This is a genomic window from Arthrobacter paludis, assembly GCF_056782315.1.
The window spans coordinates 123071-141416 of record NZ_JBXAEW010000001.1; the positions used below are offsets into that span (position 1 = coordinate 123071).

The 18346-nt window shown below is 75.6% G+C and carries 13 protein-coding genes, 1 pseudogene and 1 riboswitch; of the genes and pseudogenes, 3 read left to right on the forward strand and 11 right to left on the reverse strand.

What is annotated here, in order from left to right; genetic code table 11:
* The first annotated feature begins 2 nt into the window (after window positions 1–2).
* The 3 genes and pseudogenes from AC1Q5D_RS00655 (at window position 3) to AC1Q5D_RS00665 (ending at window position 3543) form a co-directional block, all read left to right on the forward strand.
* Window positions 3–929 carry an AEC family transporter gene (locus tag AC1Q5D_RS00655; protein ID WP_481736623.1) on the forward strand — a complete coding sequence of 309 codons (927 nt, stop codon included), beginning with the start codon at window positions 3–5 and terminating at the stop codon, window positions 927–929.
* 50 nt (window positions 930–979) lie between these two features.
* Window positions 980–2493, forward strand: a pseudogene (locus tag AC1Q5D_RS00660) (helicase HerA-like domain-containing protein).
* A gap of 60 nt (window positions 2494–2553) precedes the next feature.
* A complete protein-coding gene (locus AC1Q5D_RS00665; RefSeq protein WP_481736624.1) occupies window positions 2554–3543 on the forward strand; it encodes a hypothetical protein in 990 nt (329 codons plus the stop codon).
* Here AC1Q5D_RS00665 and AC1Q5D_RS00670 read toward each other — a convergent pair.
* The 11 genes from AC1Q5D_RS00670 to AC1Q5D_RS00720 form a co-directional block, all read right to left on the reverse strand.
* Window positions 3482–4729, reverse strand: a complete 1248-nt coding sequence (locus AC1Q5D_RS00670) for an MFS transporter (protein ID WP_481736625.1) — start codon at window positions 4727–4729, stop codon at window positions 3482–3484. The two genes, AC1Q5D_RS00665 and AC1Q5D_RS00670, sit on opposite strands and share 62 nt — an antisense overlap.
* Window positions 4730–4827: 98 nt before the next feature.
* Complete coding sequence (locus tag AC1Q5D_RS00675; RefSeq protein ID WP_481736626.1) at window positions 4828–6075, reverse strand: cystathionine gamma-synthase; 1248 nt, start codon at window positions 6073–6075, stop codon at window positions 4828–4830.
* Window position 6076: 1 nt separating this feature from the next.
* Window positions 6077–7468, reverse strand: a complete 1392-nt coding sequence (locus AC1Q5D_RS00680) for an O-acetylhomoserine aminocarboxypropyltransferase/cysteine synthase family protein (RefSeq protein ID WP_481736627.1) — start codon at window positions 7466–7468, stop codon at window positions 6077–6079.
* A 139-nt stretch (window positions 7469–7607) separates the two neighbouring features.
* Entirely contained in the window at window positions 7608–10010 is a 2403-nt protein-coding gene (metE, locus tag AC1Q5D_RS00685; RefSeq protein ID WP_481736628.1) for a 5-methyltetrahydropteroyltriglutamate--homocysteine S-methyltransferase, read from the reverse strand.
* A 50-nt stretch (window positions 10011–10060) separates the two neighbouring features.
* A complete protein-coding gene (locus tag AC1Q5D_RS00690) occupies window positions 10061–10972 on the reverse strand; it encodes a methylenetetrahydrofolate reductase (RefSeq protein WP_481736629.1) in 912 nt (303 codons plus the stop codon).
* A gap of 71 nt (window positions 10973–11043) precedes the next feature.
* Window positions 11044–11143, reverse strand: a riboswitch (SAM riboswitch).
* Window positions 11144–11383: 240 nt separating this feature from the next.
* On the reverse strand, window positions 11384–13336 hold the full coding sequence (locus tag AC1Q5D_RS00695; RefSeq protein WP_481736630.1) for an NHL domain-containing thioredoxin family protein: 1953 nt from the start codon (window positions 13334–13336) through the stop codon (window positions 11384–11386).
* Window positions 13337–13454: 118 nt separating this feature from the next.
* On the reverse strand, window positions 13455–14279 hold the full coding sequence (locus AC1Q5D_RS00700) for a hypothetical protein (RefSeq protein WP_481736631.1): 825 nt from the start codon (window positions 14277–14279) through the stop codon (window positions 13455–13457).
* Complete coding sequence (locus AC1Q5D_RS00705; RefSeq protein WP_481736632.1) at window positions 14269–16350, reverse strand: bifunctional copper resistance protein CopD/cytochrome c oxidase assembly protein; 2082 nt, start codon at window positions 16348–16350, stop codon at window positions 14269–14271. The genes AC1Q5D_RS00700 and AC1Q5D_RS00705 overlap by 11 nt, the downstream gene beginning before the upstream one ends.
* A gap of 73 nt (window positions 16351–16423) precedes the next feature.
* Window positions 16424–17095 carry a copper resistance CopC family protein gene (locus AC1Q5D_RS00710; RefSeq protein WP_481736633.1) on the reverse strand — a complete coding sequence of 224 codons (672 nt, stop codon included), beginning with the start codon at window positions 17093–17095 and terminating at the stop codon, window positions 16424–16426.
* A 45-nt stretch (window positions 17096–17140) separates the two neighbouring features.
* Complete coding sequence (locus AC1Q5D_RS00715; RefSeq protein ID WP_481736634.1) at window positions 17141–17761, reverse strand: hypothetical protein; 621 nt, start codon at window positions 17759–17761, stop codon at window positions 17141–17143.
* A 174-nt stretch (window positions 17762–17935) separates the two neighbouring features.
* Window positions 17936–18211, reverse strand: coding sequence for an HU family DNA-binding protein (locus AC1Q5D_RS00720; protein ID WP_481736635.1), 276 nt, complete (start codon window positions 18209–18211; stop codon window positions 17936–17938).
* Window positions 18212–18346 lie beyond the last annotated feature (135 nt).

An 18346-nucleotide genomic window follows, 5' to 3' on the forward strand; every position in this document is an offset into this window, starting at 1 on the left:
CGTTGGGGGGAGTCCTCTCCGGGTTCGCGGTCGTCTGGACGGTCATCGCCGTCGGCTACCTGGTCGGCCGCACCGGGGTGTTGGGCGACGACGCACGCATCGTCCTCAACCGCCTGACGTTCTTCGTCGCCAGCCCCGCGCTGCTCTTCACGACCCTCGCCGAGTCGGACCCCTCGACGGTGCTGGGTCCCCTGCTCGCCGTCGCCGCCCTCAGCGCGTTCGGCATCGCCGTGCTCTATGTCGCCGCGACCCGCTGGTGGCTGCGCCGCTCCCGCTCGGAACTGCTCATCGGCTCCATGAGCGCCGCCACCGTGAACTCCGCGAACCTCGGCCTGCCGATCGCCGCGTACGTGCTCGGGGACATCAGCCAGGCGGCCCCGATCATCCTGTTCCAGCTCGCCCTGCTCAGCCCCGTCTTCCTGGCGCTGCTGGACACGGCGACCGCCGGGCGCCGCACCACGCCCGCCGCCCTGCTCCTGGCCACCGTCCGGAACCCGATGATCGTCGGCTCGATGCTCGGGCTGGCCGTCGCCCTGTCCGGCGTGGGGGTCCCGCGGCAGCTCTGGGAGCCGATCACGATCATCGCCGGGGCGTCCATCCCGGCGATGCTCATCGCCTTCGGCATCTCGCTGGTGGGGTCCCGCCCGCTGCGCCGGTCCTCGGCCCGCCGCGCGGACACGCTCGTGGCCTCCGGCCTGAAGCTCGTCGCGCACCCGCTGCTCGCCTGGGCGATCGCCCGGCTGGGCTTCGGCCTCGAGGGGGACGGGCTGTTCGCCGCCGTCGTGATGGCCGCGCTCCCCACGGCACAGAACGTCTTCGTGACCGCTTCCCGGTACGACGAGGGGCTGGTGACCGCGAAGGACACGGTCCTGATCACCACCGTGGTGGCGATCCCGGCCATGATGGCGGTGCCGCTGCTGCTGCCGTAGCCGGCGGGAGGGGCCTGTCGCGGGCGCGCGGCCGCGGCTAGGCTCACGCCATGGCGACCAACGAAACCGAACAGCTCGAGGCCATCCGCGCCGGCTACGCGGTCGACGGCGAGGCCCTCCACCTCGGTGCCGCCCTCGCCGGCGGCGCGGTCCACGCGGATGCGCCCGTCCGCCTCCCCCTGCGGATGGCCAACCGGCACGGCCTCGTGGCCGGGGCGACCGGCACGGGGAAGACGGTCACGCTGCAGGTCCTCGCCGAGCAGCTCTCCGACCACGGCGTGCCGGTCTTCCTCACGGACATCAAGGGCGACCTGACCGGCCTGTCCACGCCCGGCACGGCGTCCGGGCGGATCACGACGGGACGGGCGTCCCCGTCCGGGCCACGGTGACGTCCTTCGGCCCCGTGCTGCTGGCCCGCATTATGGGGCTGAACGAGACGCAGGAGTCCAGCCTGCAGCTCGTCTTCCACTACGCCGACCGCCAGGGCCTCGAGCTCGTGGACCTCAAGGACCTGCGGGCCGTCGTCGCGCACCTGTCCAGCGACGCGGGCTCCTCCGACCTGGAGGGGCTGGGCGGGTTCTCCCCCGCGACCGCGGGCGTCATCCTGCGCGAGCTGGTCGGCCTGCAGGCCCAGGGCCTGGAGGCGTTCTTCGGCGAACCCGAGTTCGACACCGCGGAGCTGCTGCGCCGGGCCCCGGACGGCCGGGGCGTCGTGAGCTGCCTCGAGTTGCCGACCCTCCTGCGCCAGCCGCTGCTGTTCTCCACGTTCCTCATCTGGCTCCTCGCGGACCTGTTCGAGGAACTCCCGGAGGTCGGGGACGCGGACCGCCCCGAGCTCGTGTTCTTCCTGGACGAGGCCCACCTCCTCTTCGAGGACGCCTCGGACGCGTTTCTCGACTCGATCACCACGACGGTCCGCCTCATCCGCTCCAAGGGCGTCGGGGTGTACTTCGTCACCCAGAACCCGCAGGACCTGCCCGCGGAGGTCCTCGGACAGCTCGGCAACCGCATCCAGCACGCCCTGCGGGTCTTCACGCCGCAGGACGCGAAGGCCCTCAAGGCGACCGTGTCCACGTTCCCCACGAGCGGCTACGACCTCGCGCAGGCCCTCACGTCCGCCGGCATCGGCGAGGCCATCGTCACCCTCGTCGACGACCGCGGCGCGCCCACTCCCGTCGCCTGGACGCGGCTCGCGCCGCCGCGCTCGGCCATCGGCCCCGCGCCGGCCGGGACCGCCGAGTCGGCCGTCGCGGCGTCGGAACTGCTCGCCGAATACGGCACCGCCGTCGACCGCGAGAGCGCGCACGAGAAGCTCGCCGCCGTCGGCGCCCGCGGCGGCGCGACGGGGCAGGGCGGGGACGACGGCGGGGCCCGCGGGCGCGGCCGGCCCGTCCCGACGGGGGCCAGCGGACGGTCCCGGGGCGGGGCCGGCCGGTCCCGCGCCGGCGGCCGTCCGCCCAGCCGCGGCGAGAACCCGTGGGTGGAGGCCGCGACCCAGGTCGCCGGGGTGCTGGGAAAGGAGCTGCTGCGCGGCCTGTTCGGCACGCGCCGCCGCCGCCGGTAGCGGGCCCCGCACGCCGCACCCTGCCGGTCGCGGTCCCCCGCTGCCGGTAACGTAGGGGGCGTGCAGCGCGGTTCCCTCCCCCTCAAGGTCCTCGCCCTGTGGCTGGCCGTGTTGATGGTGGCTGCCACGGCGGCGGTGGTCACCATCGCCCTCGTCAACCAGCGGGTCTTCGGGCCCGAGGAGCAGGTGCGCCGGTACTTCTCCCTGCTGCGCGCGGGAGAGGGCGGCCGGGCCCTGGGCCTGCTCCGGGCCGAGGCGCCGGCGGGCAACGGGCTGGTCCTGGACGGTGCCGGCCTGGCCGCCGCGGCGGCGCCGGTCCGCGGCCTGGAGGTCCTTCCCGCCGAGCCCCTCACGGACGACGAGGTGGAGGTCACGGCCCGGTACACGGTCGACGGGCGCAGCCACAGCACCGCGTTCCGGCTCCGGCACGCGGGCACCGAGTGGCTGTTCTTCGACCGCTGGGCGTTCGCGGAGTCGGAGCTGCCCGTGGTCACGGTCCACGCGGACACCACGAACGAGATCGCCGTCAACGGCCGCCCCTCGCCGCTGGCGTCGGGCTCCCAGCGGATCCCGGCCTTCCCCGGCACGGTCGTCGAGGCGTCCTACTCATCCAAGTACTTCGAGGCGCCCGCCAAGCGGGTCGTCGTCGATTCCCCGGCGGCCGCCGCGGAGCCCGTCGAGCTGGTCACGCGACCGACGGCGGAGCTCAAGGACGACGTCGAGCGTCGGATCCGCGCCTACCTCGACGACTGCGCGCGGCAGCAGGTCCTCAAGCCGGCGGCCTGCCCGCTCACCTACTCGACCACGGCACGCGTGGACGCCGGGACGATCGACTGGGACATCGAGGAGTACCCCGAGGTCGAGGTGGTCCCCGAGGGGGGCCGGTGGCGCATCGCCCCCTTGGAGGCCAGCGCGAGCATCCACCTGGTCGAGCAGGACCTGATGACCGGCGCGTTCGAGGAGAAGACGGTCGAGGACACGTTCGGGTTCACGGCCCGGCTGGACGCGGGTCCGACGTCCCTGTCCGTGACTCCCGTGGCGGCAGACTGACCCTGCCCGACCGGATCGCGCCCAGGGCCCACAGGCCGGCCGCGAGCGACACGACGCCGCCGAAGGCCAGGGCCCAGCGCACGCCGAACTCGGTGCCCAGCCAGCCGATCAGCGGCGCCCCGATCGGGGTGCCGCCCTGGATCACGGCCATGTAGAGGGCCAGGACCCGGCCCCGGTACCGCGGGTCCACGGACAGCTGGATCGACGTGTTGCAGCTGTTGAGGAAGGTCAGCGCCCCCAGCCCGACGGCGACCAGGGAGAGCGCGTAGGCCCAGAAGACCGGCATGGCGCTGGAGGCCACGGAGGCCGCCCCGAACCCGATGGCCCCGCCCACCAGGTAGCGCAGCCGGAACCGGGAGCGCCGGGCGGCCAGCAGCGCGCCGGCGAGCGTGCCCACGGCCATCACGGAGCCGAGCAGCCCGTAGCCGTCCGGCCCGGCGTCGAGCTCCGTGGCCATCATCGCGTTGGTCAGCTGGAAGTTCAGCCCGAAGGTGCCCACGAGGGCGGCCAGGGCGAGGATCATCACGAGGTCCGGCCGGCCGCGCACGTAGCGCAGCCCGTCGCGGATCTGGTGCTTGCCGCGGGCCATGCGCTCGGGCGTGTGCAGCGTCGCGGGGTCCATGCGGGCGATGGCCACGATCACGGCGGCGAAGCTGGCCGCGTTGACCAGGAAGGCCGGGGCCGTACCGATCCAGGCGATGAGCAGCCCGGCGACGCCCGGGCCGACGAGGCGGGCCAGGTTGAAGGAGGCGCTGTTGAGCGCGACCGCGTTGGGCAGGTCCGGGCCGCCGACGACCTCCGAGACGAAGGCCTGCCTCGCGGGGGCGTCGAACGCGCTGGCGACGCCGAGCGCCAGCGCCAGCCCGTACACGTGCCACAGCTCGGCGGCGTCCAGCAGGACGAGGACCCCCAGCGCGAGGGCGCACAGGCCCATGGCCGCCTGCGTGAGCATGAGCAGGTGCCGCTTGTGGTGCCGGTCCGCGACGAGCCCCGCGTAGGGGCCGATGAGCAGGATGGGCAGGAACTGCAGTCCGGTCGTGATGCCGGTGGCCGTGCCGGAGTTGTCCGTGAGGACGGTGAGCACGAGCCAGTCCTGGGCGACGCGCTGCATCCACGTGCCGATGTTGGACACGAGGGCCCCCGAGACCCAGAGCCGGTAGTTGGGGACCCGCAGCGCGGCGAACATGCTGCTCAGCGCGTCACCCCCGAAGATAGTTGCTTGACGACACCAACCATATCCCCGGCCCCGGGCGGGGCGCCATGGGTGCGCCCCGCCCGGGGTGGCTACGGGGCCGGCGCCGGGCCGCCCGCGGCCACGGCGCCCGCCGCCACGGCGCCCGCGGCGCCCCGCAGGCCGCCCAGGGCCCGGTCCAGGTCCTCCCGCAGGTCGGCGACGTCCTCGACGCCCACCGAGAGCCGGACGAGGTCGGTGGGCACCGCCAGGTCCGTGCCGCGGACCGAGGCGTGCGTCATCTCCGAGCAGTAGCACACGAGCGACTCGACCCCGCCCAGGCTGACGGAGAGGGCGAAGAGCCGGGTGGACTCCGCGAAGGCCCGGGCGGCGCGCTCCCCGCCGGCGAGCCGCACGGAGACGATGCCCCCGAAGCCGTCCATCTGCCGCGCGGCGAGGGCGTGGCCGGGGTGGCCGGGCAGCCCCGGGTAGAGGACCTCGGCCACGGCGGGGTGCCCCTGGAGCCACACCGCCAGTTCGTGCGCGTTGGCCCCGTGCCGCTCCATGCGCAGCCCCAGGGTCTTCAGGCCCCTCGCCGCCAGGTAGGAGTCCTGCGGCCCGGCGACGGCCCCCGCCGCGAACTGCTGGAACCCGACGGCCTCGGCGAGCGTCCGGCCCCGGAACGGCCGGTCCGCGACCACGACGGCGCCGCCGAGCACGTCCGAGTGCCCGCCGATGTACTTGGTGGTGGAGTGCACGACGGCGTCGGCGCCCCATTCGAGCGGGCGCTGCAGGTACGGGGACGCGAACGTGTTGTCGACGACCAGCAGGGCCCGCGCGTCGCGCGCCACGAGCGCCCACGCGGCCAGGTCGGCGACGGCCAGCAGCGGGTTGGACGGGGTCTCGACCCACAGCAGGGCCGTCCGTCCCGGCACGACGGCGGCGGCGACCGCCTCCGCGTCGGTGATGTCGACGGCGGTGTGCTCGATGCCCCACGGGGCCAGGACCTGGGCCACCAGCCGGTTCGTCCCCCCGTACCCGTCGCCGCCGAGGACGATGTGGTCGCCGGGGCGCAGGACGGCCCGCAGGAGCGCGTCCTCGGCCGCGATCCCGGACGCGAACGCGAAGCACGCCGCCCCGCCCTCCAGGGCCGCGAGCTGGGTCTGGAACCCATCGCGCGTCGGGTTCGACCCGCGGCTGTACTCGTGGCCGGCGCGCAGGACGTTGATCCCGTCCTGGACGAACGTGCTGGTCTGGTAGATCGGCGGCACCACCGCCCCGGTCAGCGGGTCGGGCTCCTGCCCGGCGTGGATGGCCGCCGTGTTGAACCCGAGCCGCGCCGGCCCCCGCGCCGCGGCCACCTCAGGCCCCCCTTCCGGCCGCGGCCGCCGCCCGGGGAGGCGGCGACGGCGCCGCCGCCTCCGGGCCGCCCCGGCGCGTGGCGCGCCCCGCCAGCGGGGCCAGGGCCCGGTCCAGGTCGGCCACGAGGTCTTCCAACGCCTCGAGGCCGATGGAGAGCCGGACGGTGGTCTCGGCGATGCCCGCCGCGGCGCGCTGCGCCGGAGTCAGCCGGCAGTGGGTCATCGCGGCGGGGTGCGCCACGAGCGAGCGCGTGTCGCCGACGTTGGCGACGAGCCGAAACAGCCGGAGCCGGTCGATGAACGGGCCCACCTCGCCGGGTCCGGCGTCGAGGTCGAAGGAGAAGACGGACCCGGCCCCCCGGGGGAAGTCCCGGGCCGCGAGGGCCGAGTCCCGGTGGCCAGCCAGGGCCGGATGGTGCACGCGCGCGACGGCCGGGTGCCGCTGCAGGTGCCGGGCGACGGCTTCCGCCGAGGCGGTGTGCCGCGCGACCCGCAGCCCCAGCGTCTCGAGCCCCTGCGCGACGGCGGCGGCGCTGGCCGGGGCCAGCGCCGGGCCGAGGTCGTGGAGGTACTTGCTCCGGGCCAGCGTCAGGTAGGCGGCCGCGCCGTGGCGCTCCAGCAGCGTCGCCCCTCCGTAGCGGGCCTTGGGCCGGGCCAGCTGCGGCCACTTCCCCGGGTCGGCGGCGAAGTCGAACGTGCCGCCGTCGACCAGCGCCCCGGCCAGGACCGTCCCGTGACCGCCGAGGAATTTCGTGGCCGAGTGCACGACGATGTCCGCCCCGTGGTCGAACGGCCGGTACAGGGCCGGGGTGGCCAGCGTGTTGTCCACGACCACGGGCACCCCGGCCGCCTGGGCGACGCCGGCCAGGGCCGGCAGGTCCACCAGCGTGGCCAGGGGGTTGGAGATCGACTCGACCAGGAAGGCGCGCGTCGTGGGGCGCACGGCCCGGCCCCAGGCGGCAGGGTCCGCGGGGTCGACGAAGTCGGTCTCGATCCCGAAGTCGGCGAACGTGTCCGTCAGCAGGTCCACGGTCCCCCCGTAGAGGCGCGAGGACGCGACGAGGTGCCTCCCGCCCTGGAGGAGGGCCAGGAGGGCGACGGCGACGGCGGCCTGGCCCGTCGCCGTGGCGACGGCGCCGGTCCCGCCCTCGAGCGCGGCCAGGCGCTGCTCGAACACGGCGGTGGTGGGGTTGCCGGTCCGGGTGTACGTGAAGCCCGGCTCCGCGAGGGCGAACATCGCCCGGGCGGTCCGGTAGTCCGGGAAGGCGTAGGACGCGGTCTGGTGGATCGGGGCGGCGGCGGGATAGTGCGGGGCCTGCGGCGCGTAGCCGGCGTGGACCTGGGCCGTGGCCGGGGCGGCGCCCGGCCAGGGGGCCTGCTGGGTGGCGGTCATGAGGGGCTCCTCGTCTGCGGGGGTTCGGGGGCCGGCGCCGGGCGGCGGGCGGCGGGTACTGCGCGGTGGCGGGCGGCTGGGACGGCGAGAGCCGCCGGGACGCGGCGGGCAGCGGCGGGGTGCCGCCGCCCGCCACTGCTCAGGCGCGGGCGTCCGTCCCGGCCAGGGGGCGCCGGTCCGCGGCGCGGTCCCGGACGCGCGCGGCCGCGGCCACGACGTTCCGCAGGGAGTCCACGGTCTCGGCGTAGCCGCGGGTCTTCAGCCCGCAGTCCGGGTTGACCCACAGGCGGTGCGCCGGGACGCTGCCGAGCGCCTGCCGGATGAGGCCCTCGACCTCCTCCGTGGACGGCACGCGCGGGGAGTGGATGTCGTACACGCCCGGGCCGATGCCGCGGCCGTACCCGAACCCGGCGATGTCGGCGACGATCTCCATCCGCGAGCGTGCGGCCTCGATGCTGGTCACGTCCGCGTCCAGGGCGTCGATGGCGGAGATGACCTCCCCGAACTCCGAGTAGCACAGGTGCGTGTGGACCTGCGTGTCAGCGCGCACGCCGGACGTGGCCAGCCGGAACGCCCGGACGGACCACTCCAGGTAGTCCGCGTGGCCGGTGCCGCGCAGCGGCAGCAGCTCCCGCAGGGCCGGCTCGTCGACCTGGACGATCCCGGTTCCGGCCGCCTCGAGGTCGGCGATCTCGTCCCGCAGCGCGAGGGCCACCTGCTGGGCCGTCTCCCCGAGGGGCTGGTCGTCGCGCACGAACGACCAGGCGAGGATCGTCACGGGTCCGGTGAGCATGCCCTTCAGCGGCCGCTCGGTCAGCGCCTGGGCATGGCGGATCCACGGGACGGTGAATGCCCGCGGGCGCGTGACGTCGCCCCACAGGATGGACGGGCGCGTGCAGCGGGACCCGTACGACTGGACCCAGCCGTGCTCGGTGGCGGCGAAGCCGTCCAGGTTCTCGGCGAAGTACTGGACCATGTCGTTGCGCTCCGGCTCGCCGTGGACCAGGACGTCCAGGCCCAGTTCCTCCTGGAGCCGGACCACGCGCCCGATCTCCGCGCGCAGGAACTCCTCGTACTCCGCCTGGCCGATCGCCCCGGAGCGCACCGCCGCGCGCGCCTTCCGGACCTCCCCGGTCTGCGGGAAGGACCCGATCGTCGTGGTGGGCAGGGGCGGAAGCCCGAGCCGGGCCTGCTGCAGGGCCGCCCGCTCGTCGGCGGGCACCCGGCGGAAGTCCTCGTCCGTCAGCGCCGCGAGCCGCTGGCGGACGCGGTCCACGCGCACTCCGCCGAAGTCGGCGCGGTGGGCGCGGGCCGCGTCGGAGTCGGCGACGGCGGCGGCGATGGCGTCTCCGCCCGCGGCCAGGCCGGTCGCGAGCGAGCGGACCTCGGCGACCTTCTGGTCCGCGAAGGCCAGCCACCCGGCGAGGTGCTCCGGAAGGTTCCGCTCGGCCGCGACGTCGTGCGGCACGTGGAACAGCGACGTGGAGGTGGCCACGGAGACCCCTCCGGGAGCGGCCGCGCGCAGGCCAACCAGCACCTCCAGGGAAGCGCGCAGGTCGTTGCGCCACACGTTGCGCCCGTCGACGATCCCGGCGACGAGGCGGGTAGCGGAGGGCAGTCGCAGGTGCCGGGCGGTGGGGACGTCGCCGCGCACCAGGTCGGCGTGCACGGCCTCCACGCCGGCCCGGGCGAGGACCCCCAGCGCGGCCCCGGGCTCGGCGGGGTCGCCCGCGGTGCCGTAGCCGGTGGTGACGAACAGGGCCGGGCGGGCCCCGCCGTCGCCGGGCGCAGCGAGGGCGCGGTACGCGCGTTCCACCGGCCCGCCCTCGCCGGCCAGCGCGCCGCCCCGATCGGTCGCCAGGCCCGGCTCGTCCAACTGCACCCAGTCGGCCCCGGCCTCGGCGAGGCGGGCGAGGATGCCCCGGTAGGCGGCGACCACGTCGTCCAGCCGCGACAGGGGGTCGAACCCGTCCGGCGAGCCGTCCTCCGGCTTGGACAGCAGCAGGTAGGTGACGGGGCCGACGAGCACCGGCCGCAGGGCGACGCCGAGACCCCGGAAGCGGGCGACGATCGCCTCGAGCCGGTGGGCCAGCGGCGCGAACGGGGTCTCGGGGCCGATCTCCGGCACCAGGTAGTGGTAGTTCGTGTCGAACCACTTCGTCAGCTCCAGCGGCGGCCGCTCGGCGTCGCCGCGGGCGAGCGTGAAGTACGCGGCCGTGTCGACGGACCCGTCCTCCCCGGCGAGGTCGGCGAAGCGGCCCGGCAGGGCGCCGAGCGCCGCCGTGGCGTCGAGGACCTGGTCGTAGAGGGCGAAGTCGGCCGGGATCGAGGAGTCGTCGGTGCGCAGGCCGAGCTCGGCGAGCCGCTCCACGGTCGCGTTCTGGACGGCGCGGTCGGCGCGGTCGAGCCCCTCGGCGTCGAGCCGTCCGGCCCAGTGGGCCTCCAGGGCGCGCTTGAGCTCGCGGGTCCGGCCGATGCGCGGGTAGCCGAGGACGGTGGCGGCCGGGAAGCCGGGGGCCGGGGTCTGGTGCTGGGCGGTCATGGTTCTCTCCTGGGTGGTGTGGTGGTTGTGGTGGTGGGTCGGTCCGCCGGTCAGGCGGGGACGCCGGCGGCCCGGTGGGCCGTGCCGGCGAGTCCGAGGGCCTCGACGACGTCGAGCGATCCGCGGTGGTCGTTGAACGTGTACAGGTGGAGGCCGGGGGCGCCGTCGTCGAACGCCGCCCGGGCCAGCCGCAGGGCGGCGTCGACGCCGATGCGGCGGCGTGCGCCGTCGTCCGAGGCCGTCGCGAGCCGGTGCAGCAGCGCCGGGTCGGGGGCCAGGCCGGTGAGCTGGGCCAGGCGCTCGAGCCGCCGCTCGCTGTCGAAGGGGATGATCCCCGGCACGATCGGGATGGTGACGCCGGCGCGGCGGGCGGCCGCGACGAGGCGTCCGTAGCGGTCCGGCTCGAAGTAGACCTGCGTGATCGCGAAGTCCGCGCCGGACCGCTCCTTGGCGAGCAGCACCTCGAGGTCGTGCTGGAAGGACGGGGACTCCGGGTGGTGGTCCGGGTAGGCGGCCACGCCCACGGACAGGCGTCCGCCGGCGAGCGTGGCCCCGTGCCGCTGCTCCACGTCGCGGATCAGCTCCACGAGGTACCGGGCGAACGGCAACTCGCCCCGGTCGACCCCGGGGTCGGTGGGCAGGTCCCCGCGCAGGGCCAGGACTCCGCGCACGCCCAGGCCGAGCAGCTCCCGGACGGTCCGGTCCAGCGACCGGGTGGTCTCCCCGACGCAGGTCAGGTGCGCCACCGGGCGCAGGCGGGTCTCGTGCATGAGGTGCCTGAGGAAGTCGAGCGAGGCGCGGCGCCTGGACGGGGAACCGTTGCAGGTGACGGACACGTAGTCCGGCTGCGTGGCCTCGAGGGCCTCGACGGTGGCCTGGATCCGCTCCGGCGCCACGCCGGCCCGGGGCGGGTACAGCTCGTAGGAAAGCGACGGCGGGGCCGCCGCGGTGGTCGTGGTCATTCGTCCTCCTCGCGGGATCGCGAGGGAGTGCACGGCATCGGCGCGGGGCCCGCCCGGGCGCCGACGATGTGTCTCCATCGCTTCTGGCGGTAGCACCGTTCCCGGACCGTGGGCCCCGGATGGTTGCTGCGGCGTCGTCGAGCCAGATCTCTCGGCCGCTCTGGATGGCTGGTGGGTCCATGTCACCGCGCCGCCCGGGATGCGGCAAGTTCCCGGCGGCGGCGGCCGTCACGCGGGCGCACATGACGGATCGTGTCCCGGCGGGGCGGCCCGCGGGCGTCACACCCGGGCCGCGCCCGCGTCACATGACGGGCCCGTGACGCCCGAGGGAGGGCACGCAAAAAGGCGGGGCTCCCCTCGGGGAGCCCCGCCTATCGGTGGGGGGTGGGCGGCGCGGGCCGCCGGCGCCTCCTAGTCCAGCCCGCGCAGGTCGAGCGTCAGCGCGGTCTCGCCGCCGGCGTCGAGGACCACCGGGATGCCCCAGTCCTGCTGGTACAGGTGGCAGGCGGCGTGGTCGGGGATCTCCCCGCCGGGCTCGCCGTCGCACGCCGCGGCCCGGGCGGTGATGTGCAGGACGCCCTCGGCGACGTCGGGGTTGAGCACCAGCGTGCGGGCCAGGCCCACGGACGTGCCGGCGCCCTCGAGCAGCAGCTCCTCGGGCGAGGAGGAGATCTTCAGCTGCGTCGGGTCGCCCCAGCGGTCGTCCAGCTTCTGGCCCTTCGGCGCGGCGAAGCGGACCTCGAGGGCGTGCTGGCCGGCGGCGACGGGCGTGCGCGGGCGGGCGGTCTGCGAGGCGCCCTCGTCGACGGTCAGCGCCTCCTTCGGCAGGGGCACCCGCACGAGCTGGTGGCGGTTGGTCTCCACGACCAGCAGCACGGCCTCGCCGTCGACGGAGCCGTCCAGCAGCACGTCGGAGGGCTCGGCCAGGCCGCGGGCCAGGGTGGAGACGGTCCCCGTGGCCGGGTCGTAGCGGCGCACGGCCCCGTTGTAGGTGTCGGCCACGGCGACGGAGCCGTCGGGCAGCGCGGCGACGCCCAGCGGGTGCTGCAGGCGGGCCTGTCCGGCCTCGCCGTCGCGGAACCCGAAGTCGAACAGGCCGGTCCCGATCGCGGACGCGACGGCGTCCACGCGGCCGTCGTCGCCGAGGCGCAGCACGCGCAGCGCGCTGGTCTCCGAGTCGGCGACCCACACGTCGCCCCGGGCGTCCACGGCGAGGCCGGACGACTGGGCGAACCAGGACCCGCCGGCGGGGCCGTCGGTCAGCCCCTCCAGGCCGGTGCCGGCGAAGACCTCGAGCGCGCCGGTGGCCGGGTCGAAGGAGAAGATCTGGTGCGTGCCGGCCATGGCGACGACGACGCGCCCGGCCTTCGCGCTCCACACCACGTCCCACGGCGAGGACAGGGAGGTGTTCAGCGGGTCGGCGCCGAGGTCCCACACCCAGGCCCCGGCGTCGTTCGCGGCGTCCCCGGCGGCCCGGGCCGTTTCGACGTCCAGCAGGCGCTGGACCCCGTTGCCGGCCACCGTGACGACCTCGCCGGTGCCCAGGGAGACGCCGCGCAGGCGGTGGTTGACCGTGTCGGCGACGACGACGTCGTAGCCCACCCGGGCCGCCACGTCGGCGGGCAGCAGCGCCAGGCCCTGGGGCTCGTTGAAGCGGGCCGCGTCGGGGCCGCCGTCGGCGTGGCCCTTCGTCCCCTCGCCGATGGTGCGCACGACGGTGGACAGGTCCCCGGCCAGCTCGACGAGGCGGTGGTGGCCCGAGTCGCCGACCAGGAAGTTGCCGTTGGGCAGGGCCGCGACCTTGCCGGGGAAACGCAGGTCGCCCTCGCGCGCCGGGGGCGGCACGTAGGGGCCGGTGCCGCGGTGCAGCGTCCCCTTGGCCTCGTGCTCGGCGACGAGCTCCTCGACGAGGATGCCGAGGCCGTTGGCGTGGCCCTCCCCCGTCAGGTGGGCGGCGATGTAGCCCTCCGGGTCGATGACGACGAGCGTCGGCCAGGCGCGGGCGGAGTAGGCCTGCCACGTGTCCAGCTCCGGGTCGTCGAGGACCGGGTGGTGGATCTCGTAGCGCTCGACGGCGGCGGCCAGGGCGTCCGGGTCCGCCTCGTGCTCGAACTTCGGCGAGTGCACGCCCACGATCACCAGCTTGTCGCGGTGCTTCTCCTCGAGCGGGCGCAGCTCGTCCAGCACGTGGAGGCAGTTGATGCAGCAGAACGTCCAGAAGTCGAGGACCACGATCTTGCCGCGCAGGTCCTCGAGGGTGACCTGCTTGCCGCCGGTGTTGAGCCAGTTGCGGCCCACCAGTTCGGAGGCGCGGACCCGGTAGGAGGCGCGGACGGACTCGGTGGCTGGGGTGGGGGTGTTCATGCTGCTCCTGGACGCTGTCGGCTGACGTTCTGGTTCCAACGCCATTATCCCCGCGGCTGTTCCCGGCGCCGCCCCGGATGACGGCGGACGACGGCGGGGGCGCCGCCGTCGTCCCCCGCTACCCGCCCGCTTCGGCGAGGGTCGCGTCGAGGATGCCCGAGGCCATCTCCGCGAAACGGCCGTCGTCCAGGCCCCTGGTGCCGATGAAGGAGACCATGGCCACGTGCCCGTCCCGCTCCCCCATGAGGACCAGCGCCTGCTGCTGGAGGGCCTGGCCGTCGCGGCCGCGCGTCCACAGCAGTGCCGAGTCGACATCGGCCCCGGAGACCTCCGGCGCGGTGCTGGTCAGCGGCACCGTCTCCGGGACCACGCCGCCGTTGCCGGTCTCCTGCTGGATGTTCAGCGTCACCTGGGAGCACTCGCCGAGCATCCGCTCCACCGTGGCGTAGTGGGCGTCCAGCGCGGCGCGGTCGTCGACCGGGGCGACCTCGACCGAGCCGGTGACGGAGGCGCCCTGCGTCGTGAAGTCGGTGCGGGCGGCGTCGGCGGACTGCTGCCCGGGAGCCCACGAGAGCTCCTCGACCACGCCGCGGCACGTCGAGGGCGCGACGACGACGCCCTCCAGGGCATCGGCCGGCGCCTCGCGGAGGGCCTTGAGGTCCGCGGACGCGGCGGGGGCCGCGAGCCCGAAGCCGAGGGCCGCCGCGGCGGCGATTCCCGCGTCGACGGCGGCCTGGGCGCGCGGCGACCCGCCCCGGTCCGCGGCCGGCGCGCCGGACCCGGAGCCGCCCGGGGCCGCTTCGGGCGGGACGGCTGCCCCGGTGTCGACCCCGGCGTGGGGGTCGGCCGGCGGCTCGGCGGGGGCCGCGCAGGCGGACAGGGCCAGCAGCGCGGCCGCGCCGGCCAGGGCGGCGCGCAGGGGGCGGGGGCGGTTAGCGGCCACGGCGGTCGATCTCCTCGTCGTGTTGCTTCAGGTCGGCGAACATGCGGTTGTAGGCCTCGAGCTCCGCGTCGTCGTCGCGGTCCGCCTGCCGGTCCCGGCGGCGCGACTCGCGGGCGTCGTCGCGGCTCCACGCGAGCGCGACGCCGAGGGCCAGGACGAGGGTCGGCACCTCGCCGATGCCCCACATGGCGCCCGCCCCGGCGCGCTGGTCCTCGAGGGCGCTCGGGCCCCAGGGGCGCCCCATGTTCCCGAACCAGCTGGCCTGGATCAGGGACTCCTGGCCCATGATCGAGACGCCGTAGAAGGCGTGGAACGCGACGGTGGCGAGCAGGATCAGCAGCCGGATCGGGTAGGCGGCCCGCCGGGGCAGGGGGTCCCCGCCGATCATGGTCAGCGCGAAGATGTAGCCGGTGAGCAGGAAGTGCAGGTTCATCAGCTCGTGGCCGATGTGCTCCTCCATCGCGAACCGGAACAGGTCCGTGTTGTAGAAGACGATGATCGACCCGGCGAAGTTCGCGGCGGCGAACAGCGGGTGGGTCACGAGCTTCGAGAACCAGGAGTGCACGAGCACGAGGATCCACTCCCGGGGCCCGCGCGTGCCGTCGAGGCGCGCCGGCAGGACCCTCAGGGCGAGCGTGACCGGGTTGCCGATGACCAGGAAGATCGGCGCGACCATCGTCAGCGCCATGTGGCCGACCATGTGCATCGAGAACAGGACGATCCCGTAGACGGCGGGCGCGCCCGAGGTGAGGTAGACGAGCACGGCGAGGCCGACGTACCAGGAGACCAGGCGCATGACGGGCCACCGGTCCCCGCGGCGGCGCAGGAGCACGACGCCGCGCGTGTAGGCGACCGCGAGGAAGATCGCGACGGCGAGCCAGAGCCAGTCGACCCGCCACACGGTCAGCCACTCGGTGGGCCCGAGGGCGGGCGGCAGGTCGTACCCGGTGAGGAGGCGGGCCGGGGTGGGCGTCGGGGGCAGTTCCTCGGGAATGGGCGGGGGCGTGCGGGTCAGGGCCGTGGCAACGCCCATGGTCGCCGCCATGATCGCGGCCTCCACCCCGATGATGCGCCAGGCCGCGGGCAGGGCCCCGATCCTCCCGCCCTCGAGCTGCGGAATCGTCAGCATCCGGTGCCCGAGCCCCAGCAGCCCGAGCAGGAGCGTGAGCAGCGCCTTGACCACGACGAGCTGCCCGTACGGGGTCGCGAGCAGGTCGGACCACCCCGCGAGGCGGATCGAGGCGCTGACGATCCCGGAGACGAGCACCAGCGCGAACGCGACGGTGGCGAGGGCGGAGAACCGGCGCAGGACGGTCCCGGCCAGCACGGGCCGGGTACCCGCGTAGCGGCCCGGCGCCGGAGTGCCCAGGAGGCCCGCAATCGCGGCCAGGCCGATGATGCCACCCACCCAGAGGCAGATGCCGGCCAGGTGCAGGAGCATCCCGTTGACGGCGCCCCAGTGGTCGTCGCCTCCCGCCGCGTGCCCGATGAGCGAGAGCGGCAGGATTCCGGCCATCGCGAACACGGCGGCCGCCCCGACGCCGGAGCGCGAGCGGACGCCGAAGGCGAGCGAGGCGACCGAGGCCGCAATCACCGCCATCCACGCCCACGCCTGACCGACGGAGACGTTCAGCGCGTAGTCGATCAGGGCCGCGGAGTAGGCCGGGTCGCCGCTGATCGGCTGGCCGGAGATGTCGGAGAAGGAGAGCACCAGCAGCGCCGCGGCCGACAGCGTCCAGACGGTGGCCGCGACGGCGCCCGCGTTCATGGCCCGGACGAACGCAGGGTGGCCGCCGTCGTCGGCGTCCTCGCCGCGGCGCCCCGGGCGGGTGGAGCGGGGCAGGACGACGGCGGCGAGCACGAGGGTGCCGACGGACACGGCCATGGCCGTGTGGTGGATGGCGGTCGCGATCGGGGTGCCCCAGCGGACGAACGCGCCGGGGTCGGACAGCTGGCCGGCCACGGTCGTGCCCGTGTAGAGCAGGGCGGCGACGAGGCCCGCGAGCCCGGCCAGCGCGGCCGCGCCGAGCAGCCAGGCCGGCCTCGCCGCGGTGGGGGTGGGGGTGTTCACTCGGGTCCCTTCCGGGTCGGGGTTCCGTCGCCGGCCCCCGGGCGGCGCTGGGCCGCCCGGGTCCGGACCGGGCTTACTTCGTCTGGCGGCGGGCCTTGGCCCACACGACCGCGGCGGCCGCGACGGCGGCCAGGGCCAGCAGGACCCACACGAGCGGGGCCGGCAGTCCGGACTCCCCGCCGGCGGGGTCGGTCGCCTCCGGTTCGGCGGCCGGGTCCGCCGTGGCGGTTGCGTCGGGTTCGGCGGCCGGGGCGGAGGCCGTGTCGCCGGCCGGGGCGGATCCGCCGGACGCCGTGTCCTGCGGGGCCGCGCCGCCGCCGGCCCCGGCCACGGTGAACGCGATCGCCTGGCGGTTGGCCTCGGTGCCCTCGATGGGGTGTCCGTCGCTGGAGACGACGCGCCAGGACAGGGTGTACGCGCCCGGCGCCAGGGCCGTCGCGGGGATGACGGTGAGCGCCTGTCCGTCGGTGGAGGTGCTGGTCTCGATCGTGGCCCCGTCAGGTCCGGCCAGGACGGCCTCGGCCCCGAGTTGTTGCAGCTCGCCGGAGAAGCGGAGTTCGAGCTCCCCGGGGGCCTGGCCGAGTTCGGCGCCCTGCTCCGGGGTGGAGGCGACGAGCTGGTCGTGGGCCTGCGCGGCGGGCGCGGAGACGAGCGCCGCGAGGAGCGCCAGGAGCGCCGCGCAGGCCGCGAGGGTGGCGCGGAGCATCGCTCCGGGCCGGTCGATGGTGGGGGTGTGCGTGGTCATGCTGGTTGTCCTTACCGCCCCGTCCGGGGCTGGTCCGTTGGCTGGTCAGGCGGCGGGACGGACGGGCGGGCCGCGGTGGCGCAGGGCCAGCAGGGGGACGCCGAGGTCGTGGTCGGGTGCGGGGCGGGCGGCCGGTGGCCGCGCGGGGGCGGGGGCCGGGACGGCGGGCCGCCAGGAGAGGATCCGGGCCGGGCGGGCCAGCGGCAGGGCGTCCGCAAGGCGCGCGACGGCGGCGTCCCCGCGGCGGAGCAGCAGGACGGTGGCGACGGCGGCGGCCGCGTGGGCCCACACCATCGCGGCGGGCTCGGCCGCCGCCGTGCCGGGGGCCGCCGCGAGCGCCGCGGCGACGTGCGCGGCCGGGTCGTGGCCGGCGTGGGCGCCACCGGCGGCGGCCGTTCCGGGTGCGGCGCCGTGGACGTGGGCGCCCCAGCCGAACGCGGCGTGGTAGAGACCCTGGCTCACTGCCACCGCGGCGGTCGTCCTCCACCAGGCCCAGCCGCGGCCGGACAGGGCCGTGCAGAGGCAGCCGGACACGGCCAGCACCAGCAGCAGGAGCGGTCCCGGCGGGAGGTCCCCGCCGGCGGCCCCGTGCGAGGCGGCGGCGAGGGACACCGCGAAGACCGCGGCGGCCCAGCCGCGCACGGGGCGTGCGGCGCGGTGCTGCATGGCGGACTCCTGCGGATCGGGCTCGGCCGGATCGGTTTCCGGGCGCCCGCCCAGTTTACCGCCGTTCTACGCGCGGTAGAGAGGCGGGCGTGGATTGTCACACCGGGCCCCGGAGACGCCGCGGGCCCGCCCCCGGTGTGGGGGCGGGCCCGCGGTCCCGTCGAGGCGGGGAGGCTACTTGGCGACGGCGGCCTTGAGCTTGGAGCCGGCGGTCAGCTTCACGGAGTGCCCGGCCGGGATCTGGATGGTCTCGCCGGTCTGCGGGTTGCGGCCGGTGCGGGCGGCGCGGTCCGTGCGCTCCACGGCGAGGAAGCCGGGGATGGACACCTTCTCACCCTTGGAGATCTGGTCGACGAAGACCTCGAACACCGAGTCCAGCACGGCGTTGACGGCCACCTGGGAGTTGTTGGTCTTCTCGGCGACGGCGGCAACAAGCTCACTGCGGTTCATGGCGAATCCTGTCCTTTTTGCTGTCTTGTCCCCCGGCCGGTCGGCCGGAGCGCCCCGCGACTGCGGGGTCTTCTGGAATGGAAACTACCAGCCATGCCCGCCGCAACGGCCCAGTTTCGGCGTGTTGGGCCGAAT

Coding starts and splice junctions, on each gene's coding strand:
- AC1Q5D_RS00680 (WP_481736627.1), bottom strand. CDS start 7,468: ATGACCGCCACCCAGCAGGCCCCCTGGCCGGGCGCCGCCCCGGCCACG.
- AC1Q5D_RS00720 (WP_481736635.1), bottom strand. CDS start 18,211: ATGAACCGCAGTGAGCTTGTTGCCGCCGTCGCCGAGAAGACCAACAAC.
- AC1Q5D_RS00710 (WP_481736633.1), bottom strand. CDS start 17,095: ATGACCACGCACACCCCCACCATCGACCGGCCCGGAGCGATGCTCCGC.
- AC1Q5D_RS00715 (WP_481736634.1), bottom strand. CDS start 17,761: ATGCAGCACCGCGCCGCACGCCCCGTGCGCGGCTGGGCCGCCGCGGTC.
- AC1Q5D_RS00695 (WP_481736630.1), bottom strand. CDS start 13,336: ATGAACACCCCCACCCCAGCCACCGAGTCCGTCCGCGCCTCCTACCGG.
- AC1Q5D_RS00670 (WP_481736625.1), bottom strand. CDS start 4,729: ATGTTCGCCGCGCTGCGGGTCCCCAACTACCGGCTCTGGGTCTCGGGG.
- AC1Q5D_RS00690 (WP_481736629.1), bottom strand. CDS start 10,972: ATGACCACGACCACCGCGGCGGCCCCGCCGTCGCTTTCCTACGAGCTG.
- metE (WP_481736628.1), bottom strand. CDS start 10,010: ATGACCGCCCAGCACCAGACCCCGGCCCCCGGCTTCCCGGCCGCCACC.